The organism is Citrobacter sp. Cb028 (assembly GCF_030336705.1).
Taxonomy (GTDB): Bacteria; Pseudomonadota; Gammaproteobacteria; order Enterobacterales; family Enterobacteriaceae; genus Citrobacter; species Citrobacter braakii.
This window is the reverse complement of record NZ_JAOWCZ010000027.1, coordinates 22041-47522: the sequence shown is the minus strand read 5'-3', so window position 1 is coordinate 47522 and position 25482 is coordinate 22041. Positions and strand designations below refer to the sequence as shown.

Here is a 25482-nt window from a genome sequence, read left to right as displayed (position 1 = left end):
ATTTTACGATCCGCCTCGCATCGTGAGGGATTATCCCTCGATGGGATCGACATCCAGCACCCATTTAACCTTACGTGCATCGGGTAACGTATTGATCAGCGCCAGTGTGCCGCTGACGATATGCTGCAGGCGAATTCGCGACGGATGTTGCAACAAAATTTGCCAGCGATAGCGACCGCCGCGCTTGGGGGCCAGGGCGGGAACCGGGCCGAGCACCCACAGTTTGTCATCGGCAAGCGGACTGGCCTGGATCAGATTTCGCAACTGTTGTAAGAACATAGGCGCATGCTGGTTGTTATGATCTTCTGCCCGCACGATCACATGGCTGGTCCACGGTGGAAGCTGGAGCGTTTGTCGCTCGGCCAGCGCCTGCTCGGCAAACGCGTCATAACCTTTGTACAGCAAAGTTTGCAGCAGCGGATGCTCAGGATGGTGCGTTTGTAGCACCACTTCGCCCTGTTTCCCGGCGCGTCCTGCTCGCCCGGAGACCTGCGTGTAAAGCTGGGCGAAGCGTTCTGCCGACCGGAAATCTGCAGAGAATAGTGCGCCGTCAACGTCCAGAAGCGCCACCAGGGTGACGTCCGGGAAGTGGTGGCCTTTGGCCAGCATTTGCGTGCCGATCAGAATTCGTGCGCCGCCGCGATGTACTTCCGCCAGATGCTGCTCCAGCGACCCTTTACGGCTGGTGGTGTCGCGATCGATGCGTGAGATTGGCACACCGGGGAAAAAAGGGGTCAGAGCCTGCTCAAGCTGTTCGGTGCCGAGTCCAACCGGAACCATATGTGTTGAGCCGCAGGAAGGGCACTGACGTGGTATTGGGCGCTGGCTGTCGCAGTGGTGGCAGCGTAAATGGTGCTGTGCCTGATGCAGCGTGTAGTAGTGATCGCAGCGCGGACATTCGGCAATCCAGCCGCAGTCATGACACAGCAGCGCAGGAGCAAAGCCCCGGCGGTTCAAAAACAGAATCACCTGGTTATCCGCCTGCAGGTGCTGACGCATACGGGTGATAAGCGCAGGGGCGAGTCCGGCCTGCACCTGCTGACCTTTGAGATCCAGCACGTGCTGAGTGGCGGGGCGCGCATTTCCGGCACGGCGCGTCAGGCGCAGCATGCGATATTTTTTCTGTCGCACGTTGCACAGCGTTTCCAGAGCCGGAGTGGCTGAGCCGAGAATAATCGGGATTTGCTCGCTGTGGGCGCGATAAACCGCGAGATCGCGCGCATGATAGCGCCAGCCTTCCTGCTGTTTATAAGAGCTGTCGTGCTCTTCGTCGATGACAATCACGCCGAGATTTTTAAACGGTGTAAACAGCGACGAGCGCGTGCCGATAACAATCGCCGCTTCGCCATTTTTTGCTTTCAGCCAGGCCGAAAGACGTTCGCTGTCGTTCAAACCGGAGTGCAGGACTTCGACCGGCGCATTGAAGCGTTCGCGAAAACGGGCAATAGTTTGCGGCGTCAGGCCAATCTCCGGCACCATCACCAGCGCCTGTTTGCCCTGGGCCAGGACATTTTCCAGTACGCTTAGATAGACCTCTGTTTTGCCTGAGCCCGTCACGCCCGCTAATAGCCAGGCGCTAAAACTGTCCGCGGCGCTGTGAATTGCTCCGACGGCGGTGGCTTGCTCAGTGTTCAGTCGAAGACGCTCACCTGAAACCGCGTAGTGGGTACGCCAGTCGCTAAAGCCTGGTGTTTCGCTCGCCAGATCGCACAGCCCTTTTTTCCGCAGCGCCTGTAATGCGGCGTCATTAAATTCGAGCTCAGCCACCTGGTCGCGCCAGATTTTTCCCTGGCGTAGCGCAGCCAGCGCCTGCTGTTGCTTGGGAGAGCGCTTCAGGCTGTTGAGATCAATAACCTGACCTTCTTCAGTGGCAAACCAGTACCATATGGGCGCGTTTGTCGCCGGGCGTCCCTGGCGCAGCAGAATCGGCAGGGCGTGAAACAGTACGTCGCCGATAGGATGGTGATAATAGTCAGCCGCCCACAGCAGCAGACGCCAGACGGAGGTCGAATAAACCGGCTCGCTGTCCAGCACTTCGAGAACGGCTTTCAATTCGCTCAGCGGCAGTTCGCTGTGCTCGCTGACGGATAGAACGATGCCCACGCGCTCCTGTTGCTTGCCAAAGGGCACGCGTACACGACACCCAGCTTTGGCGCTCATGCCTTCTGGCAGAAGGTAGTCAAAGGTGCGAGGTAGCGGAACGGGTAAGGCAACGTGCGCAACGGGCATTGAATCATCCTGACTTGAAATCTGGCGGGTTAGTATACACATTAGTGAAGGGTAGAATGCGGATCAGTTTGCATGAGCAGGTTAATTTCTGTATGATTCGCCGCCTTTGATGCAAATTGATTGCGTCAAACAATGACCATTACCCGAGAGTTTCAGGCTGTTGATGCAGCGTGAAAGGTGACGGGGAATAATTAACATCGCGTGGTGTCTGGCGTTAGGGCTGGAAGAGCGACGCGGCCTTAAACCGAGGTTTTCCCATGAAAAAAGATATTCACCCGAAATACGAAGAAATTACTGCAAACTGCTCTTGCGGTAACGTCATGAAAATCCGCTCTACCGTCGGTCACGATCTGAACCTGGACGTGTGCGGTCAGTGCCACCCGTTCTATACTGGCAAGCAGCGTGATGTTGCTACCGGTGGCCGTGTTGATCGCTTCAACAAGCGTTTCAGCATCCCAGGCAGCAAGTAAGTTTCAGCTGTCAGAAAAAAGCGCCTTAAGGCGCTTTTTTTGTATCTGCGCCTGCAGACTGAAATTCGTATTGACGTATTGAATAATGTCTTTTATTTAATAAATAAAACGGTGTTTTTATTTTTACGATAAAATGTTTCAACTGGTGATCTGCGTCCTTTTTATCTTCTTGTTTTTGCCACTTATGCCAATCTTTGGCAAAATACCAAAGGTTTCTTCCTTCTTTATAAAATACACTTTCGTGGAAATATAAAATTATTCTTATTCCTTCATCGTTTCTTCATTTATGGACGGAGCGAGATGGGCAATTTCCTAGATTTAGTGTGAAGAGGGATGGTCATGAAATTTAAATCCGCGTTATTACTGATTTCATTATTCTCTGCGGCCGCGCAAGCGGGTTATGTTGATTATCGACATGAATATTATGATGATGGTCGTAATTACGACCGTGTTTATATGTCGCATCGTTTTGCTACGGGTTTTGGTGTGGCAGTCGAGGCCATTTCACGTTCCGAAAATACGCAATCTAATGATGCGTGGAATAATATGGAAAGTAATGGCAACGAGTATACGGCGAGCTACCAGTTCACCTGGAATGACCTTGTCTGGCAGCCGGGTATTGCGATCGAAACGGGCGATAACATCGCGATTTATAAGCCTTATATTCGCGTGCAGTATAACATCAATGACCATTGGTGGACTGCGTTCCGCTATCGTCAGGAGTACATGCGCAGAAACACTGACGGCAAGGATGACCGCATGGTCTATCGTCCGGAAGCATGGCTCGGTTACAACATCAATGACTGGATGTTTGAGCTAAATGGCATTTATAAAATTGCCGATAGCGAAGATTTATATAACAACCGAAAAGACGATTACGAATATAACTTCCGTGTGGCATATAAAATAGGCTCATGGGTTCCATTTGTTGAGGTAGGTAACGTTTCCTCGGGGTATAACACCACAACCACAGACGATCGTCAGACCCGCTATCGCGTTGGTCTCGGTTATAACTTCTGACCGTTAATACACTTCGTATCGATTTATTACGCTGAGCATCGGTATACGCATAGTTTGCGTGAATAATGTGTCTAAGGAGTTAACATCATGTCTAATGATGGAACAATGATTGGAAGCAATCAAAATATTGCCGTCAGGCCTTTCGGATTAAGAGATAAATTCGGTTATTTATGTGGTGACCTCGGAACCTGTTTTATTCTTGGGCTGGTAAATAGTTTTTTAATGATTTATTACACCAACGTACTCGGTATTTCCGGTGTTATTGTTGGTTCACTCTATTTTGTGACCAAACTCTTTGATGCGTTTGTCGACGTTGGCGTAGGGCGCTTATGTGATACCTCTAAACTGACGGTTCATGGACGATTTAACCCCTGGGTGCGCCGCATGAAGTACCCGTTTTGCATCATTGCGGTCGTTCTGTTCCTGCCGTTTGTGCATGATTTTTCTTATACGGCGAAAATTATCTACATCTGCTGTTCCTATTTTATTTACGGTTCGCTGTTATCGACAGTGAGTATTCCGTATGGCGCCATGTCTGCGGCGATTAGCTCGAATCCGGAAGATCGCGTATCGCTGTCAACCTGGCGCAGCGTTGGGTCCGCCATCGGTGGCGGGACAACCGGCTTTTTTATTCCGATCCTGATGTACACCACTCTGGTGGACGGAAGCCAGGTGATCTCTGGGCAGCATTTCTTCTGGATTGCCATTGGTTGTTCTGTGCTGGGGTTTATCTTTTTAACGTTGACCTGTCAGTTAACGACGGAACGCGTGCGGGTGGAAAGAAAAGAGAGCATGCCGGTTTCTGTGCTGCTGAAGGGGTTGATACGCAATAAAGCGCTAATTGTTTTAGTGGTTGTGGATCTGCTGATTGTGATTAATCAGGGGTTGTCTGGTACCAACATGACTTACCTGTTTAATGACTATTTCCATAACAAAGAGGCCATGTCCGTTGCATTGCTCTTCACCTTTGGCTCTCTGGTTTTGCTGGCACCCTCAGCATCCTGGCTCACGAAGCGCTTTGGTAAGAAAGAAGCCAGCGTAGGCGCGCTGCTCTTTGCGGTAGCCATGTATGTGATTATGTACTTCACTCACATTACCGACGCGAAGGTTTATTTGGTTTTCCTGTTCCTGGCGACGCTGGGGGCCGGGTTATTCAACCTGATGATTTGGGCGTTTATGACCGATGTGTGTGATTATCACCAGTATGTCACCGGCGATCGTGAAGATGGGACCGTCTATGGCGTGAACTTCTTCGCCCGCAAGGTTGGCCAGGCGTGCGCAGGGGCTATTGGCGGCTTTATGCTGGCCATCATTGGTTATCAATCTTCGTCAACGGGCGGCGCTGTGCAAACCAGCATTGTGCAGGAAAACATCTATACGATGGCAAATCTGTTACCGGCTTTATGCCTGTTCTTGGCAGCGGTCATTCTGATTTATTTCTATCCATTGAACCGTAAAGAGACGCTCAAAATGGAAGAAACATTGAATAAGATTAATGGTATCAGTAAGTAACGTAGTGAGAAGCGGCGGGAGTAATCCCGCCTTTTCTCATCTGTCTTGAAAAATCAGTATTCCCACGTTTCCGGGTTGATACCCAGTTCGCGCATGATTACCTTTGCTTCTTCCGGGATTTCATCGCTGCGCTCTTTACGCAGGTCGTCATCGTTGGGTAATGGTTGCCCGGTAAAAGCATGCAGAAACGCTTCACACAGCAGTTCGCTGTTGGTGGCGTGACGCAGGTTGTTAACCTGACGACGCGTGCGTTCATCGGTAAGGATTTTTAACACCTTCAGAGGAATGGAAACCGTAATTTTTTTGACTTGCTCACTCTTCTTACCGTGCTCAGCGTATGGGCTGATATATTCGCCGCTCCATTCAGCCATGAGATACCTAATCCTCTTTGTCATTAATATTGAGGCCAGAACCTGAGCCCGGACCATAATTGCGCGTAGTTTATCGTAGTGGCGTGGCCCTGACACGAAGTAAGCCGACGCAGATGTACGCTAATGCATATAATTTTAACGGCTATTTCCGGTTTGCTCAATCTATACGCAAAGAAGTTTAGATGTCCAGATGTATTGACGGCTATCGTAACTATGATTACTCTGGTGTCTGACTTTTCACCGACTCAGCCAGGATCTCCTCAATATGACGCGTAAACAGGCCACCATCGCAGTGCGTAGCGGGTTAAATGACGACGAACAGTACGGTTGCGTTGTCCCGCCGATCCACCTCTCCAGCACCTATAACTTTACCGGTTTTAATGAGCCTCGCGCCCATGACTATTCGCGCCGCGGTAACCCAACGCGTGATGTCGTTCAGCGTGCGCTGGCGGAACTGGAAGGTGGGGCGGGGGCAGTACTGACCAATACCGGCATGTCGGCGATTCATCTGGTGACCACGGTATTCCTCAAGCCTGGCGATCTGCTGGTCGCGCCGCACGACTGCTACGGCGGGAGCTATCGTCTGTTTGACAGCCTGGCAAAGCGTGGCTGTTATCGCGTACTGTTTGTCGATCAAGGAGATGAGCAGGCGTTGCAGGCGGCACTGGCGGAAAAACCGAAGCTGGTGCTGGTAGAAAGCCCAAGCAACCCGCTGTTGCGCGTGGTGGATATCGCGAAAATCTGCCAGCTGGCGCGCGAGGCTGGTGCGGTCAGCGTGGTGGACAACACTTTTTTAAGCCCGGCACTGCAAAATCCACTGGCATTAGGTGCCGATCTGGTGTTGCATTCATGCACGAAATATTTAAACGGTCACTCCGACGTAGTGGCTGGTGTGGTGATAGCAAAAGATCCGGAAATGGTCACTGAACTGGCATGGTGGGCGAATAATATTGGTGTGACCGGCGGCGCGTTTGATAGTTATCTGTTGTTGCGCGGCCTGCGTACTCTGTCACCTCGTATGGAGGTGGCGCAACGTAATGCTCAGGCGATTGTGGATTATCTGCAAACTCAGCCGCTGGTGAAAAAATTGTATCACCCGTCATTGCCGGATAATCAGGGCCATGAGATTGCCGCGCGTCAGCAAAAAGGGTTTGGCGCGATGTTGAGTTTTGAGCTGGATGGCGATGAGCAAACGCTGCGTCGCTTCCTCGGCGGGTTGTCATTGTTTACGCTGGCGGAATCGTTAGGGGGCGTTGAAAGTCTGATCTCCCATGCCGCAACCATGACACACGCGGGAATGGCGCCAGAAGCGCGTGCTGCTGCCGGAATTTCGGAAACGCTGTTGCGTATCTCCACCGGTATTGAAGATGGCGAAGATTTAATTGCCGACCTGGAAAATGGCTTCCGGGCTGCAAACAAGGGGTAAACATGAGTGTGATTGCGCAGGCAGGGACGAAGGGTCGTCAACTGCACAAATTTGGTGGTAGTAGTCTGGCTGATGTGAAATGTTATCTGCGTGTCGCAGGCATTATGGCGGAGTACTCGCAGCCTGATGACATGATGGTTGTTTCAGCCGCAGGCAGTACCACTAACCAGTTGATTAGCTGGCTAAAATTAAGCCAGACCGATCGTCTTTCTGCGCATCAGGTTCAACAGGCGTTACGTCGCTATCAGAGTGAGCTTATCAGCGGTTTGTTACCTCCTGAGGTGGCGGATGGGCTGATCGGCGCGTTTATTCACGATCTGGAGCGTCTGGCCGGGTTACTCGACAGCGGCGTGAATGATGCCGTCTATGCTGAAGTCGTCGGGCATGGCGAGGTGTGGTCGGCGCGTTTGATGTCTGCCGTCCTTAACCAACAGGGGCTGGAGTCAGCCTGGCTGGATGCGCGCGATTTTTTACGTGCCGAGCGCGGCGCTCAGCCGCAGGTGGATGAAGGTCTTTCTTACCCATTGCTGCAACAACTGCTGGCGCAGCATCCGGGCAAACGCCTGGTCGTTACCGGTTTCATTAGCCGCAGCAACGCCGGTGAGACGGTACTGCTGGGGCGTAACGGCTCCGACTACTCGGCGACGCAGGTTGGCGCGTTGGCGGGGGTTTCCCGCGTAACCATCTGGAGCGATGTTGCCGGGGTTTACAGCGCGGATCCGCGTAAAGTAAAAGATGCCTGTCTGCTGCCGCTGCTGCGTCTGGATGAAGCCAGCGAGCTGGCGCGTCTGGCGGCTCCGGTTCTCCATGCCCGCACCCTCCAGCCGGTTTCCGGCAGCGATATCGATCTCCAGTTGCGTTGTAGCTATACGCCGGAGCAGGGATCAACGCGTATTGAACGCGTGCTGGCTTCCGGTACCGGGGCACGTATTGTGACCAGCCATGACGACGTTTGCCTGATTGAGTTTCAGGTTCCCACTGGCCAGGACTTTAAACTGGCCTATAAAGAGATTGATCAGATCTTAAAACGCACCCAGGTGCGTCCGCTGGCAGTGGGTGTACATCCTGACCGCCAGTTGCTGCAATTTTGCTATACCTCCGAAGTCGCTGATGGCGCACTGAAAATTCTGGATGAAGCTGGCCTGCCGGGCGAGCTGCGTCTGCGCCAGGGGCTGGCGCTGGTGGCGATGGTTGGGGCGGGCGTCACCCGTAACCCGCTGCACTGCCATCGCTTTTGGCAACAGCTGAAAGGTCAGCCGGTCGAATTCACCTGGCAGTCGGAAGAGGGCATTAGCCTGGTCGCCGTATTGCGTACCGGGCCAACGGAGAGCCTGATTCAGGGTCTGCACCAGTCAATCTTCCGCGCGGAAAAACGCATTGGTCTGGTGCTGTTCGGCAAAGGTAACATTGGGTCGCGCTGGCTGGAGCTGTTTGCCCGCGAGCAGAGCACGCTCTCGGCGCGTACCGGATTAGAGTTCGTGCTGGCAGGAGTGGTTGATAGTCGCCGTAGCCTGCTGAATTACGAAGGGCTGGATGCCAGTCGCGCATTGGCCTTCTTCGATGACGAGGCGGTAGAACAGGATGAAGAGTCATTGTTCCTGTGGATGCGTGCCCACCCGTATGATGATTTAGTGGTGCTGGACGTCACTGCCAGCGAGCAGTTGGCGGAGCAGTATCTGGATTTCGCCAGTCATGGCTTCCACGTTATCAGCGCCAACAAGCTGGCGGGGGCGAGCAGCAGTAATAATTACCGCCAGATTCATGACGCCTTTGAAAAAACCGGTCGCCACTGGCTGTATAACGCCACCGTCGGCGCAGGTTTGCCGATCAACCATACCGTGCGCGATCTGATTGATAGCGGAGATACTATTCTGTCGATCAGCGGGATCTTCTCCGGCACGTTGTCGTGGTTGTTCCTGCAATTTGATGGCACGGTCCCGTTCACCGATCTGGTGGATCAGGCGTGGCAGCAGGGTCTGACTGAACCTGATCCGCGCGTGGATCTGTCCGGCAAAGATGTGATGCGCAAGCTGGTGATTCTGGCGCGTGAAGCGGGTTACGACATTGAACCGGACCAGGTGCGCGTAGAATCGCTGGTGCCTGCGCACTGTGAAGCAGGTTCTATTGACCATTTCTTTGAAAATGGCGATGAGCTGAACGAGCAGATGGTGCAACGCCTGGAAGCGGCACGTGAAATGGGACTGGTGCTACGCTATGTGGCGCGTTTTGACGCTAACGGTAAGGCACGCGTTGGCGTTGAAGCGGTACGCCCTGAGCACCCGCTGGCGGCACTACTGCCGTGCGATAACGTCTTCGCCATTGAAAGCCGTTGGTATCGTGATAACCCGCTGGTCATTCGCGGACCGGGGGCGGGCCGCGATGTGACCGCCGGGGCGATTCAGTCTGATATCAACCGCCTGGCGCAACTGCTGTAGTTTTTGTTGCCGGAAAACATGTGTAAACATCGCCCTCAATGAGGGCGTTGTATTTATCTGCCAGCGACCTTATCGCCTGAAACACCGAATGGGCAGAGTAACGGGTACTTTGCTCAAATTCCGTCTGTTGCCGCAACCAGGCGAGAAAATGATGGCTTGCCGCCAGGGTTATTGACGCGCTTTCTTCAACCCGCCCCTGCGTTAATAAACACACCATTTTACGCATATCGCCTCGTTGCCAGATTTGCCACTGATTTCGCCACCATCCCTGATACGTTTTACCCAGCAATTGCCAGGGCAGCGTGCGCTGATCGCTATTCATTTCTTCATCAATAAACCACAGCGAGGCGCGATGATGGCGAAACTGTTCCGCCCATGCGGTAATCGCTGCGCCGCGCAGGAAGCATTCGTGGGCAATAATATGGGTTTTTACCTCTGGCCATAGATGGCTCAGTAGGCGGAAATGCCCATGGGCAGTAATGACCGGGCGTAAAATCGCGCCGCTGGCGTTCCGTTTAAGTATGGCGCTGCCGTACTGGATTTCATCAAACTGGCTGCGGCGTAAAAACTGGGTTTCCCGCTGACTCACTCGCTCAATGATATCGTCGTGAATGACTGTTGGCTCAGCACTGCCACGCCAGCGGTAAAGCAATGATATGCCGGCAGTGTGCGGCGTGAAGTTGCTGGAAATATGCAGAACATTGCCGCGAATAGCGTCAAAAGAGAGTAATACATAGAGTTGCTGGTCTGCACTAACGCCCTGAAAAGGGACGAGCAAGGGAATCGTCGCTATTTGTTCTGGCAAAACGATGCTGGTGGGAGGCGCCTGCTTTGGTGTCCACACTTTTTTGCAGTTTCGGCACTGGACGCGCTGGCTGCCCTGGGGATTATGCCCATAGCGGATGATTTCTCGTTGGTAGCAACATGGGCAAAACTGACCACGATTAGCGGCAAAATCCGCTAAATATGCCGACAACCAGCAACGGAACTGTTCCTCATCAAACAGCGGTGGAAGGCTGCCGCATGCCCGACAATGCAGTGCGGCATAACCCAGCCGATATTCTGGCCAGCTGTAATCAGCTGAACTCGCCAGCCCCAGATTTTTGCAGCCAAAGGATTTGCAGCAATTGATAGTGAACAGTGACGTCATCCTGTTACCAACGATTTTTAATGGTCGTTGATTTTGGCCTGCAACTATCACCGATGGATGTGAGTTTTCTCACATAAAAAAACCTTTCAGAACGTAACGTAGCGAATCTTTATATGACTGAAAGGGATTGGTTATGAAGCTAAAAATGCTTGCTGTCGGTGTTCTGGTATCTTTACCGCTCTGGGCGAGTGCCAAAGATGTCACGATTATTTATACCAACGATCTCCATGCCCATGTCGAACCTTATAAAGTGCCATGGATTGCCAATGGCACACGAGATATTGGCGGTTGGGCCAATATCTCGGCGATGGTGAAGCAGGAGAAAGCGAAAAATAGTGCCACCTGGTTTTTGGATGCTGGCGACTATTTCACCGGGCCATATATCAGCAGCCTGACCAAGGGGAAGGCGATTATCGATATCATGAACACCATGAATTTTGACGCTGTCACCATGGGTAATCATGAATTCGATCACGGTTGGGACAATACGCTGCTGCAGCTGAGCCAGGCAAAGTTTCCGATCGTGCAGGGCAACATCTTTTACCAAAACAGCAGCAAAATGTTCTGGGATAAGCCTTACACCATTATTGAAAAAGATGGCGTGAAGATTGGCGTGATTGGCCTGCACGGCGTGTTTGCTTTTGATGATACGGTTTCCGCTGCGACACGTGTCGGGATCGAGGCGCGGGATGAAGTGAAGTGGTTGCAACGCTATATCGATGAGCTGAAAGGCAAAGTCGATCTCACCGTGGCGCTGATCCATGAAGGCACGCCAGCGCGTCAGTCCAGTCTGGGGGGCACCGATGTACGCCGTGCGCTGGATAAAGACATCCAGACCGCAGGCCAGGTGCAGGGGCTGGACATCCTGATCACCGGTCATGCGCATGTGGGCACGCCGGAGCCGATTAAAGTAGGTAACACCCTGATTCTGTCTACCGACAGCGGCGGCATTGATGTGGGTAAACTGGTGCTGGATTACCAGCAAAAACCGCATCAATTTACCGTGAAGAACTTCGAGCTGAAAACCATTTTTGCTGATGAGTGGCAGCCAGACCCGCAGACGAAACAGGTCATTGATGGCTGGAATAAAAAGCTCGATAAAGTGGTGCAGCAGACGGTTGCCAACGCGCCGGTTGAGCTGACGCGTGCTTACGGTGAATCTTCTTCGCTGGGAAATCTGGCGGCAGATGCGTTGCTGGTTGCGGCGGGTAAAGATACCCAGTTAGCGCTCACTAACTCGGGCGGCATCCGGAATGAAATCCCTGCTGGAGTCATCACCATGGGCGCAGTCATTAGCACCTTCCCGTTCCCGAATGAGCTGGCAACCATGGATCTCACCGGGAAGCAGTTACGTAGCCTGATGGAGCACGGCGCGGGTTTAAGCAACGGTGTATTGCAGGTGTCCAAAGGACTGGAGATGAAGTATGACAGCAGTAAACCGGTTGGTCAGCGGGTTAGCGTATTGACGTTAAACGGCAAACCCATTGAGGATGCCACGGTTTATCACATTGCCACCAATAGCTTCCTGGCGGACGGCGGTGATGGTTTCACGACATTTACTGAAGGTAAAGCGCGTAACACATCCGGCGGTTACTATGTCTCTAATGCGGTCGTTGATTATTTCAAAGCGAGAAATACGCTGACGGATGAGCAACTCAAAGGCATGCGTGTGGAAGATGTGAAACCGTAGTGAGGTCAGGCCAGCAGATATTCCGCTGGCCTTTGTTTTAACCTCTGGGGGAGGCAAACACCTCTTTTGCGGCGAACAGGCCGTTTAGTGCTGCCGTTAACGTCGCTGAACCACCGACCGCTGTTCTGGTTCAAACGTGAACGTAACCCTGCTTTTTTTGATTACACTCGACACATTTTTCGTCGTGCCGGTTACTCTCCTGCCCTTATTGAGGAGCCGATGGAACATGACGTGTTGCTGGCACGGATCGCTCAGGGTGACGGTCTGAGCCTGGTTCCGGCCTCCTTTTCCGCTATCCAGCGTCAGGGCGTGATCTTCCTTCCGCTTACTGATACAGAATTGCGTCTTAGCATGGGGTTAGCGACACTGCCTGAGAACGTAACAAAAGTAGAGTGGCTACAGACGGTCGTGACGCAATCCCTCACCATTTCAAGCTGATGTGAATTTTTTTCACGTTGGCTGAGTATTCCTCACCTTTAACGATGATTTTTGTGTTGACGCCAGCATGCTTTTCCGTCATTTTTACATCTAGACGTCTAAACGTATAGCAGTTCACAACACAACATATAACGACAAAAGATTGATGAGGTAAGGTATGAGCTTTTTTCACGCCAACCAGCGGGAAGCCCTGAATCAGAGCCTGGCAGAAGTGCAGGGTCAGATTAACGTTTCGTTTGAGTTTTTCCCGCCGCGCACCAGTGAAATGGAGCAAACCCTGTGGAACTCCATCGATCGCCTGAGCAGCCTGAAGCCGAAGTTTGTTTCAGTGACTTACGGTGCAAACTCTGGTGAGCGCGACCGTACGCATAGCATTATTAAAGGCATTAAGGATCGCACAGGTCTTGAAGCGGTCCCGCACCTGACATGCATTGATGCGACCCGTGATGAGCTGCGTACCATTGCTCAGGACTACTGGCATAACGGTATTCGTCATATTGTTGCCCTGCGCGGCGACCTGCCGCCGGGAAGCGGTAAACCGGATATGTATGCTTCCGACCTGGTGACTCTGCTGAAAGACGTTGCAGACTTCGATATCTCCGTTGCGGCTTACCCGGAAGTGCACCCGGAAGCCAAAAGCGCTCAGGCCGATTTGCTGAACCTGAAGCGTAAGGTTGATGCCGGTGCAAACCGCGCGATCACCCAGTTTTTCTTCGATGTAGAAAGCTATCTGCGCTTTCGCGATCGCTGTGTGTCTGCGGGAATCGATGTGGAAATTATTCCGGGCATCCTGCCGGTTTCTAACTTTAAGCAGGCGAAAAAATTTGCTGACATGACCAACGTCCGCATTCCTGCGTGGATGTCGACCATGTTTGATGGTCTTGATGATGACGCGGAAACCCGCAAGCTGGTGGGCGCAAATATCGCCATGGATATGGTGAAAATTCTCAGTCGCGAAGGGGTGAAGGATTTTCACTTCTATACCCTCAACCGTGCCGAGATGAGCTACGCTATTTGTCACACACTGGGTGTAAGACCTAACTAAACAGATGCCCCAGCCCTCTACGGAGGGCTTTTTGTTGATCATTTTGATCTACATCTCTGCAACTTAAAATATAAAAGGAATTAGCTATCGAATCTGTGGGTTATTTCGACTATATCTTATCTCTGGTGGTGTATATCGTAGTCAGAACACTGTAAAGGGAGCATATAGATGAGCATGTCCGACGATAGCCAAAACGCATCAACTGCCGGTAAGTGTCCTTTTCATCAAGGCGGTCACGATCAGAGCGCGGGAGCAGGAACGAATAACCGCGACTGGTGGCCAAATCAACTCCGCGTTGATCTTTTAAACCAACATTCCAACCGTTCGAACCCGCTGGGTGAGGACTTCGACTACCGCAAAGAGTTTAGTAAACTCGACTATTCTGCCCTGAAAGGGGATCTCAGAGCCCTTCTGTCCGAATCTCAACCGTGGTGGCCCGCTGACTGGGGAACCTATGCCGGATTGTTTATCCGCATGGCATGGCACGGCGCGGGAACCTATCGCTCTATCGATGGACGCGGTGGAGCGGGTCGCGGACAGCAGCGTTTTGCACCACTGAACTCCTGGCCGGACAACGTCAGCCTTGATAAAGCACGTCGTCTGCTGTGGCCAATCAAGCAGAAATATGGTCAGAAAATTTCCTGGGCCGACCTGTTTATCCTCGCGGGTAACGTGGCGCTGGAAAACTCAGGTTTCCGTACCTTTGGCTTTGGTGCCGGTCGTGAAGATGTCTGGGAACCGGATCTCGACGTAAACTGGGGTGATGAAAAAGCCTGGCTGACTCACCGTCACCCGGAAGAGCTGGCAAAAGCGCCGCTGGGCGCCACCGAAATGGGCCTTATTTATGTCAACCCGGAAGGGCCGGACCATAGCGGCGAACCGCTTTCTGCGGCAGCGGCTATTCGCGCGACCTTCGGTAACATGGGAATGAACGACGAAGAAACCGTGGCGCTGATTGGCGGCGGTCATACGTTGGGCAAAACCCACGGCGCAGCAGCGGCATCGCACGTTGGCGCCGATCCAGAATCCGCACCGATTGAAGCGCAGGGCCTGGGTTGGGCCAGCAGCTACGGTAGTGGCGCGGGCGCGGATGCAATTACTTCCGGTCTGGAAGTGGTGTGGACGCAGACGCCTACCCAATGGAGCAACTATTTCTTCGAGAACCTGTTCAAATATGAGTGGGTGCAGACTCGCAGTCCGGCAGGCGCGATTCAGTTTGAAGCGGTTGACGCGCCAGAAATTATTCCCGATCCGTTTGATCCGTCGAAAAAACGCAAGCCGACGATGCTGGTTACCGACCTGACGCTGCGTTTCGATCCTGAGTTCGAAAAGATCTCTCGCCGTTTCCTGAACGATCCGCAAGCGTTCAACGAAGCGTTTGCCCGTGCGTGGTTTAAACTGACGCACCGCGATATGGGGCCAAAATCGCGTTACATTGGCCCGGAAGTGCCAAAAGAAGATCTGATCTGGCAAGATCCGCTGCCGCATGCGTTCTTCAACCCAAGCGAAGAAGATATCCTGAAGCTGAAGGCGACCATCGCTGCTTCCGGACTGTCCGTGGGCGAACTGGTATCGGTAGCGTGGGCTTCGGCATCGACTTTCCGTGGCGGGGATAAACGTGGCGGCGCTAACGGTGCGCGTCTGGCGCTGGACCCACAACGCGGCTGGGATGTGAATGCCACCGCGGCACGCGTTCTGCCTGTGCTGGAAGGTATTTATAAGTCTGCCCATACTGCCTCGTTGGCCGATATTATCGTGCTGGCCGGTGTTGTCGGTATCGAGCAGGCGGCTAGCGCTGCGGGTGTCAGCATCAAGGTACCTTTTGCGCCGGGTCGTGTGGATGCGCGTCAGGATCAAACGGATATTGAGATGTTTGAACTGCTTGAGCCGATTGCCGATGGTTTCCGTAACTACCGCGCTCGTCCTGACGTGTCGACCACCGAGTCGTTGCTGATCGACAAAGCGCAGCAGTTGACGCTAACCGCACCGGAAATGACCGTGCTGGTGGGCGGTATGCGCGTACTGGGCACCAACTTTGATGGTAGCCAGCACGGCGTCTTTACCGATCGCCCTGGCGTACTCAGCACTGACTTCTTCGTCAATCTGCTGGATATGCGTCATGAGTGGAAGGCGGTTGATGAGTCACAAGAGCTGTTTGAAGGTCGTGACCGTTCGAGCGGCGAAGTAAAATACACCGCAACTCGCGCCGATCTGGTGTTTGGTTCTAACTCTGTACTGCGCGCAGTGGCTGAAGTTTATGCCTGCAGCGATGCTCACGAGAAGTTCGTGAGAGATTTCGTTGCCGCATGGGTGAAAGTGATGAACCTGGATCGTTTCGATCTGCTGTAACAGACCATGCCGGAAGTCGCTTGCGCGGGTCCGGCATAGTATGAACAAAAAATCCCCGCAATTGCGGGGATTTTTATTGGCCGGTTATTCCCACTCTTGCAGGTAACGTTGACCGTACTGGTCAGCCACCAGCAGGGCGGCATACACCTGGTCCGGCGTTGCGCCGCCAGGCATGTTGTGGATGGTTTCGCCTTCGGCACAGGCAGCTTCAGCCACAATGCGCATTTTCGCCGGAATATCCTGTTTGATGTCCAGTTGCGCCAGGGTAATCGGCAGGCCAACGGAATGACACAGCGCCGCAACGGTTTCAATTTCATCGACCGGCGCGTTTTCCAGTACCAGTTGCGTCAGCGTGCCGAAAGCCACTTTCTCGCCGTGGTAATAGTGATGCGCATCCGGGATTGCCGTCAGACCGTTATGGATGGCGTGCGCCGCCGCCAGACCGCCGCTTTCAAAACCGACGCCGCTCAGATAGGTGTTGGCTTCAATAACGCGCTCCAGCGCAGGCGTTACCACGTGCTGCTCGGCAGCCAGCATCGCTTTTTCACCTTCTTCTATCAGCGTATTAAAGCACAGCTCAGCCAGCGCCAGCGCCGCCTGAGTGCACTGACCGCCCGCCATGGTGGTTGCGCCGCTGCGTGAACAGGCGCGCGCTTCGAACCAGGTCGCTAACGCATCGCCGATGCCCGCGGCTAACAGACGCGCCGGTGCGCCCGCGACAATTTTGGTATCAACAATGACCCTGTCCGGGTTATTGGGCAGCAGCAAATAGCGATCGAATTCACCGGCATCGGTGTAAATAACGGACAGCGCGCTGCACGGTGCATCGGTAGAGGCGATGGTTGGCGCAATGGCGACAGGCACGCCCATAAAGTGCGCCAGCGCTTTGGCAGTATCCAGTGTTTTACCGCCGCCAATACCAAGTACTGCGCCACATTGCGCTTTTTCTGCCACGCCACGCAGACGGTCGATTTCGTTTTGTGAACACTCGCCGCCAAACGGTGCAATCTCCAGCGCCAGTCCGGCATCCTGGAAGCTTTTTTCCAGTGCGCCCTGGGCAAAGCCTAAGACAAACTTGTCCCCAACGACCAGCCAGCGCTCTGCCAGTGGTTTGAGGTAGTTGCCAAGACGGGTAATAACATCGGCACCCTGGATGTACTTACCAGGTGATTGAATAATGCGATCCATACTTTATTTCCCTCACAGGTTGATGTGACCAAATGTATTGTTCCAGTCATGTTCAAACTTCTCTATTGCTGACTCTACCGCAGGGGTATTGAGCATTTGTTGCGCTACGTCTAATGGCAGGGTGATTGCTTCGCATCCTGCCAGTAAGCAATCCAGCGCCTGACGAGGGGTTTTAAAGCTGGCTGCCAGTACCATGCTGTTTGGCGCATGCAGTTCCAGTAACGTTTGCAGTTCTTGTACCGTGCGAATTCCGTCGCCGCCCTGCGCGTCAATACGGTTAACGTAAGGCGCGATATATTTCGCCCCCGCCAGCGCTGCCAGCAGCCCCTGAGAGGCACTGTACACGGCGGTTCCCAGCGTGGTGATGCCCTCTTTTTTCAGCATCTTGATCGCGGCCAGACCTTCGGATGTCACCGGGATTTTTACCACCAGACCGTGGACCGTGTTGCTCAGACGTTTGGCTTCCTCCACCATGCCTTGTGCGTCGCGGCTCATGGTTTGGGCAAACAGAATGCCCTCTTCGCCAATGGCGTTTTGCAGGCGCGGCAGCACATCCCAGATGGATTCTTTGCTTGCTGCCACAATGCTTGGGTTGGTGGTGACACCCGCGATAGGGAAGATGCGTGCCAGACGTTCGACTTCCGCGACGTTGGCGGTATCAAGGTAAAGTTCCATACAAAAACACCCTCTTTAAAGTTCAAGTTCATGTTGCAGCAGGCTGGCGATAGCGTCGGCAGAGGCGGCGTTAACCAGCGCGTTACGGAATTCTTCATGCATAATGCGCCGTGCCAGACGCGAGAAAATACGCATATGCTGGTCGCCCGCGGCGTGTTTGTTGAGCGTCAGCATAATAATGAACTGCGCATCATCATCACCCCAACGTACCGGCGCTTGCAGGCGCGCTACGCTGATAGTGGACTGCTCAATATGTTCTGATTTGCTGTGTGGAATGGCGAAGCTAAAACCTAATCCGGTAGAGAAGACCGCTTCGCGCGCCCACAGATCGGCTTCCAGTTTACGCGGATAGCGGCAACGACCTGCCAGCAGGAGGTTGTCGGTCATCCCTTTGATGACCTCCTCTTTACTACGCCAGTCGCTATCCAGCGTGATGCACTCGGCGGTAACCAGAGGGGTATCCTGTTGAGTCATGCGGAACTGAGCCAGCAGATGTTCGACCTCCAGCGACGTTCGACACGCCATTGCTTGATTCAGCAACTGACGGCAGGCGCGGCTGTCAAGTTGCGCCATCCGCGCTTTGGCGGCGGGAATGGAGGGAGCGCTCATGCTGATCTCGTCCAGACCCAGTCCCACAAGCAGCGGTAGCACTGAACCTTTAGCGCCAAGTTCGCCGCACAGGCCAATCCATTTTCCCTGACGATGTACCGCCTGTACGGCGTAATCCAGTGCGCGCAAGAAGGCTGGATTCAGGCTGTTGTAATGGCGGGTAACTTTGGCGTTGTCGCGGTCGACCGCCAGCAGATATTGCGTCAGGTCATTACTGCCAATACTAAAGAAATCAATTTCTTCGCAGCATTGATCGATGATGAACATCACTGACGGAACCTCCAGCATGATACCGAGCGGGATCTTCTCATCAAACGGGATGTGTTCAGTACGCAGTTGCTGTTTAGCTTCGGCCAGCTTCTCTTTGACCCACAGGATCTCTTCCATAGAGGAGATCATTGGGATCATGATTTTCAGGCTACCGTGCGCTGATGCGCGCAGGATCGATCGCAGTTGTGTGGTAAACAAAGCGGCGTATTCTTCATAGATACGCACCGCGCGATAACCGAGGAACGGGTTGGCTTCGGCAGGAATATTCAGGTAATCAACGGGTTTATCACCACCGATATCCATGGTGCGCACAATGATGCTGCGTCCCTGCGCGGGCTCCAGCGCCTGGCAGAAAATGTTGTATAGCTCGTTCTCATCCGGGGCGCAGGTGCGGTCCATATACAGCATTTCCGTGCGGAACAGGCCAACCGCTTCCGCACCGTTGCCAAAGGCTGCTTGCGCTTCCACGGAATGGGCGATGTTGGCGGCGACTTCCATGCGGATGCCATCACCCGTGCGCGCCTCCTGGGTCAGCCAGATACGTTGTTGTTCTCGAATGGCATCCTGGATACGGGCTTCCTGCTGGTAGTAACGTACGACGGATTCATCAGGGGCAACAATGACCGCTCCTGCGTTACCATCGATATAAACCGTTTGCTGCAGCCATGGCATTAAGGGTTCAATATCCACGCCAACCAGCGTAGGAATGTTGAATGACCGGGCGAGAATCACCGTGTGTGAAGTGGTACCGCCGCTTTTTAACAGCAAGCCTTTCAGCAATGTTTTGTCCAGTTCGAGGAACTGGCTCGGTGTGAGCTCGTCCGCCATACAGACCGTAGGCTGGGTTAGTTTTCCCGGCGCAGGGAAACGCTGCTCTCCATAAATTTGCTGCAGAAGCTGGAAGCAGACATCGCGCACATCCAGCGCACGTTCCTGTAAATAACTGCTGCTGGAGCGGGCGAATTCATCACAAAAATGTCCGGCACTTTCGACAATCGCCTGGGCGCAGCTTAACCCGCGAGATACTCCAGCGAGCAGGTGCTGACGCAGTGAGAGGTCGCTTGCTAGCGAGCGGTGTGCTTCCAGAATCGCACTGGTTGCGCCGTCGCTGTCGAGTAACCGAAACGCAATATTCTTCATCAGCAGCGTTAAGCCGTTATCCAGTGCCGCCTGCTCGGTTTCAATATCTTTAGCGGATGGGAGATTGTTAAGGGCGTTGAGATCCAGCGAAGAGAGCAGACTCAGAACGCCTCCCGCACTGCCGCTGCAGACGGTGCGAGCGCGAAAAAGCTGTGGGTTTAGATTGGTGAGGGATGCAGGAAGTGGCTCCAGCTCGTTGCTTTTGGCTTCCGCTAGTGGTGCATCGCAGTGTGGAAATTCATTACGTAACCATTGGGTTAAATGCTGGTGGGCTGCCTGTTCATCTGCACCGGAAATCAGCAACTGGCAGCTATCACCCGCCAGAGTATCGGTGCCAATCAGCGCCAATGCGCTCTTGGCGTTACCCCTACGTTCGGTACGCAGGTTGTGCCACTCAATGTTTGAAGTAAAGGTGTTGCACTGCGTTTCTATGTGACTTGCCGGGCGCGCATGTACGCCATTGGGCAGCTCACAGGTAAATTCCACAATCAGGGCCATAGCCTCATCTCCCATAACGATTTCTCGCTACAGGATAAAAGGGCAACGCCTGAACCTGCCATCTGACAAATCTGCCAAAAACTGGATAAATGTAATGTAACCATCAAAGTGAGATATCCCTCACAAGTCAGCATTTCCTCTATAAATTCCGAGAAACTACAAGTTATGAGGCGGATCGCATTTTTGCGCTGACATTACAAAAGTCCAGCAAATGGCCTTTTTATCCACTGTTTGCGCCGCGTCGGATTGCCTATTGTTTTCCGCAACAAGTTTATGGATATGGGCTTTAGGCAGCCTGGGAGCGACTTATGAAAGAGTTGGTACAAATCCTGAAAAATACCCGTCAGCACCTGATGACAGGTGTTTCGCATATGATCCCCTTCGTAGTCGCGGGTGGAATTTTGCTGGCGGTCTCCGTCATGTTGTATGGCAAGGGCGCGGTACCGGATGCAGCGACCGATCCTAATCTCAAGAAACTGTTTGATATTGGCGTCGCAGGGCTGACGTTGATGGTGCCATTCCTTGCCGCTTATATTGGTTATTCCATTGCTGAACGTTCTGCTCTCGCTCCTTGTGCGATTGGCGCATGGGTGGGAAACAGCTTCGGCGCAGGTTTTTTCGGCGCGCTAATTGCCGGGATTATTGGCGGTATCGTCGTCCATTATCTGAAGAAGATCCCCGTACATAAGGTGTTGCGATCGGTAATGCCTATCTTCGTTATTCCTATTGTCGGCACCTTTATCACCGCAGGCATCATGATGTGGGGCCTGGGAGAACCCGTTGGCGCGTTAACCACTAGCCTGACCGAGTGGCTGCAGGGTATGCAGCAGGGCAGCATCGTGCTGCTGGCGGTAATTATGGGACTGATGTTGGCCTTCGATATGGGTGGGCCGATTAACAAAGTTGCCTACGCCTTCATGCTGATTTGCGTGGCGCAGGGTGTTTATACCGTGGTGGCAATCGCCGCGGTAGGGATCTGCGTGCCGCCGCTGGGCTTAGGTTTGGCGACGCTGATTGGTCGTAAGAATTTCTCTTCTGAAGAACGTGAAGCCGGTAAAGCCGCGCTGGTGATGGGCTGCGTTGGCGTAACGGAAGGCGCAATTCCTTTTGCTGCCGCCGATCCGCTGCGCGTTATCCCATCCATTATGGTGGGTTCCGCCTGCGGCACGGTAACCGCCGCGCTGTTTGGTGCGCAGTGTTATGCCGGCTGGGGCGGGTTGATTGTTCTGCCGGTCGTTGAAGGAAAATTGGGTTATATCGCGGCGGTTGCCGTGGGGGCTGTAGTGACCGCTGTGTGCGTTAACGTACTGAAAAGTCTGGCGCGGAAAAAAGTGTCTCAGGTCGACCAGAAAGAAGACGACCTGGATTTAGATTTTGAAATGAATTAAGCGAGGAATGAGTCATGACCAAGATTATCGCAGTAACTGCATGTCCTTCTGGCGTTGCCCACACCTATATGGCCGCCGAAGCGCTGGAAAGCGCCGCTAAAGCCAAGGGGTGGGAAGTAAAGGTTGAGACTCAGGGGTCGATCGGTCTGGAAAACGAACTGACCGCGGCGGATGTGGCAGAAGCCGACATGGTGATTCTGACCAAAGACATTGGTATTAAGTTTGAAGAGCGTTTTGCGGGCAAAACTATCGTTCGTGTCAACATCAGCGATGCAGTGAAACGTGCCGACGCCATCATGAACAAGATTGGCGCACACCTTGCGCAAACCGCATAACGGTTTGTTTGCCGGAGGGGGGGCGACTTATCCGGCCTACTGATACGTAGGCCAGATAAGCACAGCGCCATCTGGCATCAGTTTTTCTACAGGAGTTCCTCATGACTAACCGTATCCAACGTTTAAAAAACGCTCTGTTTCAGAATAACCGCGAAATTTCGCTTGAGCGTGCGCTGCTATATACCGCCAGCCACCAGCAGACGGAGGGAGAGCCGGTTATTCTGCGGCGGGCGAAAGCCACCGCATATATTCTTGAGCACGTTGAAATATCGATTCGTGATGAGGAACTGATAGCTGGGAACCGTACCGTTAAACCGCGGGCGGGCATAATGTCACCGGAAATGGATCCTTACTGGCTGCTCAACGAGCTGGAGCAGTTTCCAACCCGTCCGCAGGACCGTTTTGACATCAGCGAAGAGGATAAACATCTTTATCGCGATGTGCTGTATCCGTACTGGGAAAAGCGGTCGATGAAAGATTTCATCAACGGTCAGATGACCGATGAGGTAAAAGCCGCTGTCCGTACGCAGATTTTTAGCGTTAACCAGACGGATAAAGGTCAGGGGCATATCATTATTGATTATCCACGCCTGTTGAATCTCGGGCTTGGCGAACTGGTAGCGCAGATGCGGGCGCATTGTCTGCAGCAGCCGGATAACCACTTTTATCAGGCTGCTCTGTTGCTGCTTGAGGCTTCGCAAAGCCACATTCTGCGTTACGCCCTGCTGGCAGAAAAAATGGCGGAAAACTGCCCGGATGCGCAGCGACGTCAGGAATTGCTGACGATTGCAGAAAACTCCCGCCATAACGCCCAGCATAAGCCACAAACCTTCTGGCAAGCATGTCAGCTGTTCTGGTACATGAACATTATTTTGCAATATGAGTCCAACGCCAGTTCGCTCTCACTCGGACGCTTCGACCAGTATATGCTGCCGTTTTATCAGACCTCGCTGACGCAGGGAGAAGATCCTGCATTCTTAAAAGAAATCCTTGAATCGCTATGGGTGAAATGCAATGACATTGTACTGCTGCGATCCACCAGCAGCGCGCGTTATTTCGCTGGCTTCCCAACGGGTTACACCGCACTGCTTGGGGGATTGACGGAAAATGGTCGTAGTGCGGTAAACGTACTGTCGTTTCTCTGTCTTGATGCTTATCAGAGCGTACAACTGCCGCAACCAAATCTCGGTGTGCGCACGAACGCGTTGATCGATACGCCGTTCCTGATGAAAACGGCACAGACCATTCGCCTCGGGACCGGCATCCCGCAAATCTTTAATGATGAAGTGGTGGTGCCTGCATTTCTTAACCGTGGCGTCTCGCTGGAAGATGCGCGAGATTACGCGGTAGTCGGCTGTGTCGAGCTGTCTATTCCAGGCAGAACATACGGTTTGCACGACATCGCCATGTTTAATCTGCTGAAAGTAATGGAAATCTGCCTGCATGAGAACGAAGGCAATCGCGCGCTGACGTACGAAGACCTGTTGAAGCATATTCGTGCCAAAATCAGCCACTACATTACGTTGATGGTCGAAGGCAGTAATATCTGCGATATCGGTCATCGCGACTGGGCGCCGGTGCCGCTGCTCTCCTCGTTTATTAGCGATTGCCTGGATAAAGGGTGTGATATTACCGACGGCGGCGCGCGTTATAACTTCTCCGGCGTACAGGGGATCGGCATTGCGAACCTGAGCGATTCGATGCATGCGCTCAATGGACTGGTATTTGAACAACAGCGCTTAACTTTTGACGAACTTTTGTCGGTGCTAAAAGACAACTTTGCTACCGCGGAAGGCGAGAAAATTCGCGCCAGGCTGATTAACCGCTTCGAAAAATACGGCAACGATATTGATGATGTAGATAACATCAGCGCCGAACTGCTGCGTCATTACTGCAAAGAGGTAGAGAAATACCAGAATCCACGCGGCGGGCAATTTACGCCGGGTTCATATACTGTCTCTGCGCACGTGCCGCTGGGTTCGGTCGTTGGAGCTACACCGGATGGTCGCTTCGCCGGGGAACAGTTGGCGGACGGGGGGCTGTCGCCGATGCTGGGGCAGGATATGCAAGGGCCGACAGCGGTATTGAAATCGGTCAGCAAGCTGGATAACACATTGCTTTCCAATGGGACTTTGCTGAACGTGAAGTTTACGCCAGCCACACTGGAAGGTGAGGCTGGTTTACGCAAGCTGGCGGATTTTCTGCGGGCATTTACCCAGCTCAAGCTCCAGCACATTCAGTTTAACGTGGTGAATGCCGACACATTGCGAGAAGCGCAGCTGCGCCCACAAGATTTCGCCGGGCTGGTGGTGCGCGTGGCGGGTTACAGCGCCTTCTTTGTCGAGCTGTCGAAGGAGATCCAGGATGACATCATTCGCCGCACCGCGCATCAGCTGTGAGGTTATTGACCCACGTGGCGAGGACGTCGCGCGTATATTTAATATTCAGCGTTACTCACTGAATGATGGACAAGGTATTCGTACGGTAGTCTTTTTTAAAGGTTGTCCGCATACCTGCCCGTGGTGCGCCAACCCTGAATCTCTCTCCCCACGTATTGAAACAGTACGGCGGGAGAGTAAATGCCTGCACTGTACACCCTGTCTACGTGATGCTGATGAGTGTCCCTCCGGTGCGTTTGAACGTATTGGTCGTGATATCTCACTGGATGAGCTGGAACGTGAAGTGATGAAAGATGATATTTTCTTTCGCACCTCTGGCGGGGGAGTGACGCTTTCCGGTGGTGAAGTGCTGATGCAAGCGCCCTTTGCCGTACGATTCCTGCAACGTCTGCGGCGATGGGATGTTCGCTGCGCGATTGAAACGGCTGGCGATGCGCCAGCCAGTCGTTTGTTATCGCTGGCAAGAGAGTGCGATGAGGTGCTGTTTGACCTCAAAATTATGGATGTCCATTTGGCGCGTGAGACCATTAATATGAACCTGCCGCGCGTGCTGGCGAATTTACGACTAATGGTCGCTGAAGGGGTTAATGTCATTCCTCGCCTGCCGCTGATTCCGGGCTTTACGATGAATGTAGAGAACACGCAGCAGGCGTTGACGCTGTTGTCATCATTAGGCATAAAGCAGGTACACCTGCTACCGTTTCATCAATATGGCGAACCGAAATACAACCTGCTCGGATTACCCTGGTCGATGAAAGAAGTGCCCGTCCCGTCGGCGCAAGAGATAGGTTTTATACGTAAGATGGCAGAATGCGCCGGATTCCAGGTAACAGTAGGAGGATAGT

19 protein-coding genes are annotated in these 25482 nt (G+C 53.2%); 13 read left to right on the top strand and 6 right to left on the bottom strand.

Annotated elements, in window-relative coordinates; genetic code table 11:
- Positions 1-30 precede the first annotated feature (30 nt).
- Complete coding sequence (gene priA, locus OGV75_RS04490; RefSeq protein ID WP_049269708.1) at positions 31-2229, bottom strand: primosomal protein N'; 2199 nt, start codon at positions 2227-2229, stop codon at positions 31-33.
- A 257-nt stretch (positions 2230-2486) separates the two neighbouring features.
- Here priA and rpmE point away from each other — a divergent pair, with 257 nt between their 5' ends.
- From rpmE to OGV75_RS04475, 3 genes are all read left to right on the top strand, one after another.
- On the top strand, positions 2487-2699 hold the full coding sequence (gene rpmE / locus OGV75_RS04485) for a 50S ribosomal protein L31 (protein WP_008787040.1): 213 nt from the start codon (positions 2487-2489) through the stop codon (positions 2697-2699).
- A gap of 339 nt (positions 2700-3038) precedes the next feature.
- Positions 3039-3719 (top strand): oligogalacturonate-specific porin KdgM family protein, encoded by a 681-nt coding sequence (locus OGV75_RS04480; RefSeq protein ID WP_047415573.1) that lies wholly within the window; start codon positions 3039-3041, stop codon positions 3717-3719.
- An 87-nt stretch (positions 3720-3806) separates the two neighbouring features.
- On the top strand, positions 3807-5231 hold the full coding sequence (locus OGV75_RS04475; RefSeq protein ID WP_016155266.1) for an MFS transporter: 1425 nt from the start codon (positions 3807-3809) through the stop codon (positions 5229-5231).
- A gap of 53 nt (positions 5232-5284) precedes the next feature.
- On the opposite strand, the gene metJ is transcribed toward OGV75_RS04475, so the two are convergent.
- Positions 5285-5602, bottom strand: a complete 318-nt coding sequence (metJ, locus tag OGV75_RS04470) for a met regulon transcriptional regulator MetJ (RefSeq protein WP_003825168.1) — start codon at positions 5600-5602, stop codon at positions 5285-5287.
- 265 nt (positions 5603-5867) lie between these two features.
- Between metJ and metB the strand changes: the two genes are divergently transcribed.
- Both metB and metL read left to right on the top strand, forming a co-directional pair.
- On the top strand, positions 5868-7028 hold the full coding sequence (gene metB / locus OGV75_RS04465) for a cystathionine gamma-synthase (protein WP_016155267.1): 1161 nt from the start codon (positions 5868-5870) through the stop codon (positions 7026-7028).
- Between the two features lie 2 nt (positions 7029-7030).
- Positions 7031-9463 carry a bifunctional aspartate kinase/homoserine dehydrogenase II gene (gene metL, locus OGV75_RS04460; RefSeq protein ID WP_016155268.1) on the top strand — a complete coding sequence of 811 codons (2433 nt, stop codon included), beginning with the start codon at positions 7031-7033 and terminating at the stop codon, positions 9461-9463.
- Here the strand turns inward: metL and OGV75_RS04455 are convergent.
- Positions 9438-10613 carry a cytoplasmic protein gene (locus tag OGV75_RS04455; RefSeq protein ID WP_286480389.1) on the bottom strand — a complete coding sequence of 392 codons (1176 nt, stop codon included), beginning with the start codon at positions 10611-10613 and terminating at the stop codon, positions 9438-9440. The genes metL and OGV75_RS04455 overlap by 26 nt on opposite strands.
- Positions 10614-10746: 133 nt before the next feature.
- On the opposite strand from OGV75_RS04455, the gene OGV75_RS04450 reads away from it, so the two are divergent.
- The 4 genes from OGV75_RS04450 (at position 10747) to katG (ending at position 16135) form a co-directional block, all read left to right on the top strand.
- On the top strand, positions 10747-12303 hold the full coding sequence (locus OGV75_RS04450) for a bifunctional metallophosphatase/5'-nucleotidase (RefSeq protein WP_286480388.1): 1557 nt from the start codon (positions 10747-10749) through the stop codon (positions 12301-12303).
- A gap of 66 nt (positions 12304-12369) precedes the next feature.
- Positions 12370-12741, top strand: coding sequence for a LysR substrate-binding domain-containing protein (locus tag OGV75_RS04445; RefSeq protein WP_353622577.1), 372 nt, complete (start codon positions 12370-12372; stop codon positions 12739-12741).
- Positions 12742-12898: 157 nt separating this feature from the next.
- Positions 12899-13786, top strand: a complete 888-nt coding sequence (metF, locus tag OGV75_RS04440) for a methylenetetrahydrofolate reductase (RefSeq protein WP_016155273.1) — start codon at positions 12899-12901, stop codon at positions 13784-13786.
- A gap of 168 nt (positions 13787-13954) precedes the next feature.
- Positions 13955-16135, top strand: a complete 2181-nt coding sequence (katG, locus tag OGV75_RS04435; RefSeq protein WP_016155274.1) for a catalase/peroxidase HPI — start codon at positions 13955-13957, stop codon at positions 16133-16135.
- Between the two features lie 84 nt (positions 16136-16219).
- Here katG and gldA read toward each other — a convergent pair whose 3' ends face one another.
- The 3 genes from gldA to ptsP are packed head-to-tail and all read right to left on the bottom strand — an operon-like array spanning position 16220 to position 20515.
- On the bottom strand, positions 16220-17323 hold the full coding sequence (gene gldA, locus OGV75_RS04430; RefSeq protein ID WP_016155275.1) for a bifunctional L-1,2-propanediol dehydrogenase/glycerol dehydrogenase: 1104 nt from the start codon (positions 17321-17323) through the stop codon (positions 16220-16222).
- A 12-nt stretch (positions 17324-17335) separates the two neighbouring features.
- Entirely contained in the window at positions 17336-17998 is a 663-nt protein-coding gene (gene fsa / locus OGV75_RS04425; protein WP_131347355.1) for a fructose-6-phosphate aldolase, read from the bottom strand.
- A gap of 15 nt (positions 17999-18013) precedes the next feature.
- Complete coding sequence (ptsP, locus tag OGV75_RS04420) at positions 18014-20515, bottom strand: phosphoenolpyruvate--protein phosphotransferase (RefSeq protein ID WP_286480406.1); 2502 nt, start codon at positions 20513-20515, stop codon at positions 18014-18016.
- Positions 20516-20823: 308 nt separating this feature from the next.
- Between ptsP and OGV75_RS04415 the strand changes: the two genes are divergently transcribed.
- From OGV75_RS04415 to OGV75_RS04400, 4 genes are all read left to right on the top strand, one after another.
- Positions 20824-21903: a PTS fructose transporter subunit EIIC gene (locus tag OGV75_RS04415; protein ID WP_003825153.1), complete on the top strand. Its 1080-nt coding sequence runs from the start codon at positions 20824-20826 to the stop codon at positions 21901-21903.
- A gap of 14 nt (positions 21904-21917) precedes the next feature.
- A complete protein-coding gene (locus tag OGV75_RS04410; protein WP_016155279.1) occupies positions 21918-22238 on the top strand; it encodes a PTS fructose-like transporter subunit IIB in 321 nt (106 codons plus the stop codon).
- 101 nt (positions 22239-22339) lie between these two features.
- A complete protein-coding gene (locus tag OGV75_RS04405; RefSeq protein WP_200014336.1) occupies positions 22340-24637 on the top strand; it encodes a formate C-acetyltransferase in 2298 nt (765 codons plus the stop codon).
- Entirely contained in the window at positions 24603-25481 is an 879-nt protein-coding gene (locus OGV75_RS04400) for a [formate-C-acetyltransferase]-activating enzyme (protein ID WP_046276410.1), read from the top strand. The genes OGV75_RS04405 and OGV75_RS04400 overlap by 35 nt, the downstream gene beginning before the upstream one ends.
- Position 25482 lies beyond the last annotated feature (1 nt).

Excerpts from the sequence above, each read along its gene's own strand:
- priA (WP_049269708.1), bottom strand. The coding sequence starts at position 2,229 with ATGCCCGTTGCGCACGTTGCCTTACCCGTTCCGCTACCTCGCACCTTT.
- rpmE (WP_008787040.1), top strand. The coding sequence starts at position 2,487 with ATGAAAAAAGATATTCACCCGAAATACGAAGAAATTACTGCAAACTGC.
- OGV75_RS04480 (WP_047415573.1), top strand. The coding sequence starts at position 3,039 with ATGAAATTTAAATCCGCGTTATTACTGATTTCATTATTCTCTGCGGCC.
- OGV75_RS04475 (WP_016155266.1), top strand. The coding sequence starts at position 3,807 with ATGTCTAATGATGGAACAATGATTGGAAGCAATCAAAATATTGCCGTC.
- metJ (WP_003825168.1), bottom strand. The coding sequence starts at position 5,602 with ATGGCTGAATGGAGCGGCGAATATATCAGCCCATACGCTGAGCACGGT.
- metB (WP_016155267.1), top strand. The coding sequence starts at position 5,868 with ATGACGCGTAAACAGGCCACCATCGCAGTGCGTAGCGGGTTAAATGAC.
- metL (WP_016155268.1), top strand. The coding sequence starts at position 7,031 with ATGAGTGTGATTGCGCAGGCAGGGACGAAGGGTCGTCAACTGCACAAA.
- OGV75_RS04455 (WP_286480389.1), bottom strand. The coding sequence starts at position 10,613 with ATGACGTCACTGTTCACTATCAATTGCTGCAAATCCTTTGGCTGCAAA.
- OGV75_RS04450 (WP_286480388.1), top strand. The coding sequence starts at position 10,747 with ATGAAGCTAAAAATGCTTGCTGTCGGTGTTCTGGTATCTTTACCGCTC.
- metF (WP_016155273.1), top strand. The coding sequence starts at position 12,899 with ATGAGCTTTTTTCACGCCAACCAGCGGGAAGCCCTGAATCAGAGCCTG.
- katG (WP_016155274.1), top strand. The coding sequence starts at position 13,955 with ATGAGCATGTCCGACGATAGCCAAAACGCATCAACTGCCGGTAAGTGT.
- gldA (WP_016155275.1), bottom strand. The coding sequence starts at position 17,323 with ATGGATCGCATTATTCAATCACCTGGTAAGTACATCCAGGGTGCCGAT.
- fsa (WP_131347355.1), bottom strand. The coding sequence starts at position 17,998 with ATGGAACTTTACCTTGATACCGCCAACGTCGCGGAAGTCGAACGTCTG.
- ptsP (WP_286480406.1), bottom strand. The coding sequence starts at position 20,515 with ATGGCCCTGATTGTGGAATTTACCTGTGAGCTGCCCAATGGCGTACAT.
- OGV75_RS04415 (WP_003825153.1), top strand. The coding sequence starts at position 20,824 with ATGAAAGAGTTGGTACAAATCCTGAAAAATACCCGTCAGCACCTGATG.
- OGV75_RS04410 (WP_016155279.1), top strand. The coding sequence starts at position 21,918 with ATGACCAAGATTATCGCAGTAACTGCATGTCCTTCTGGCGTTGCCCAC.
- OGV75_RS04405 (WP_200014336.1), top strand. The coding sequence starts at position 22,340 with ATGACTAACCGTATCCAACGTTTAAAAAACGCTCTGTTTCAGAATAAC.
- OGV75_RS04400 (WP_046276410.1), top strand. The coding sequence starts at position 24,603 with ATGACATCATTCGCCGCACCGCGCATCAGCTGTGAGGTTATTGACCCA.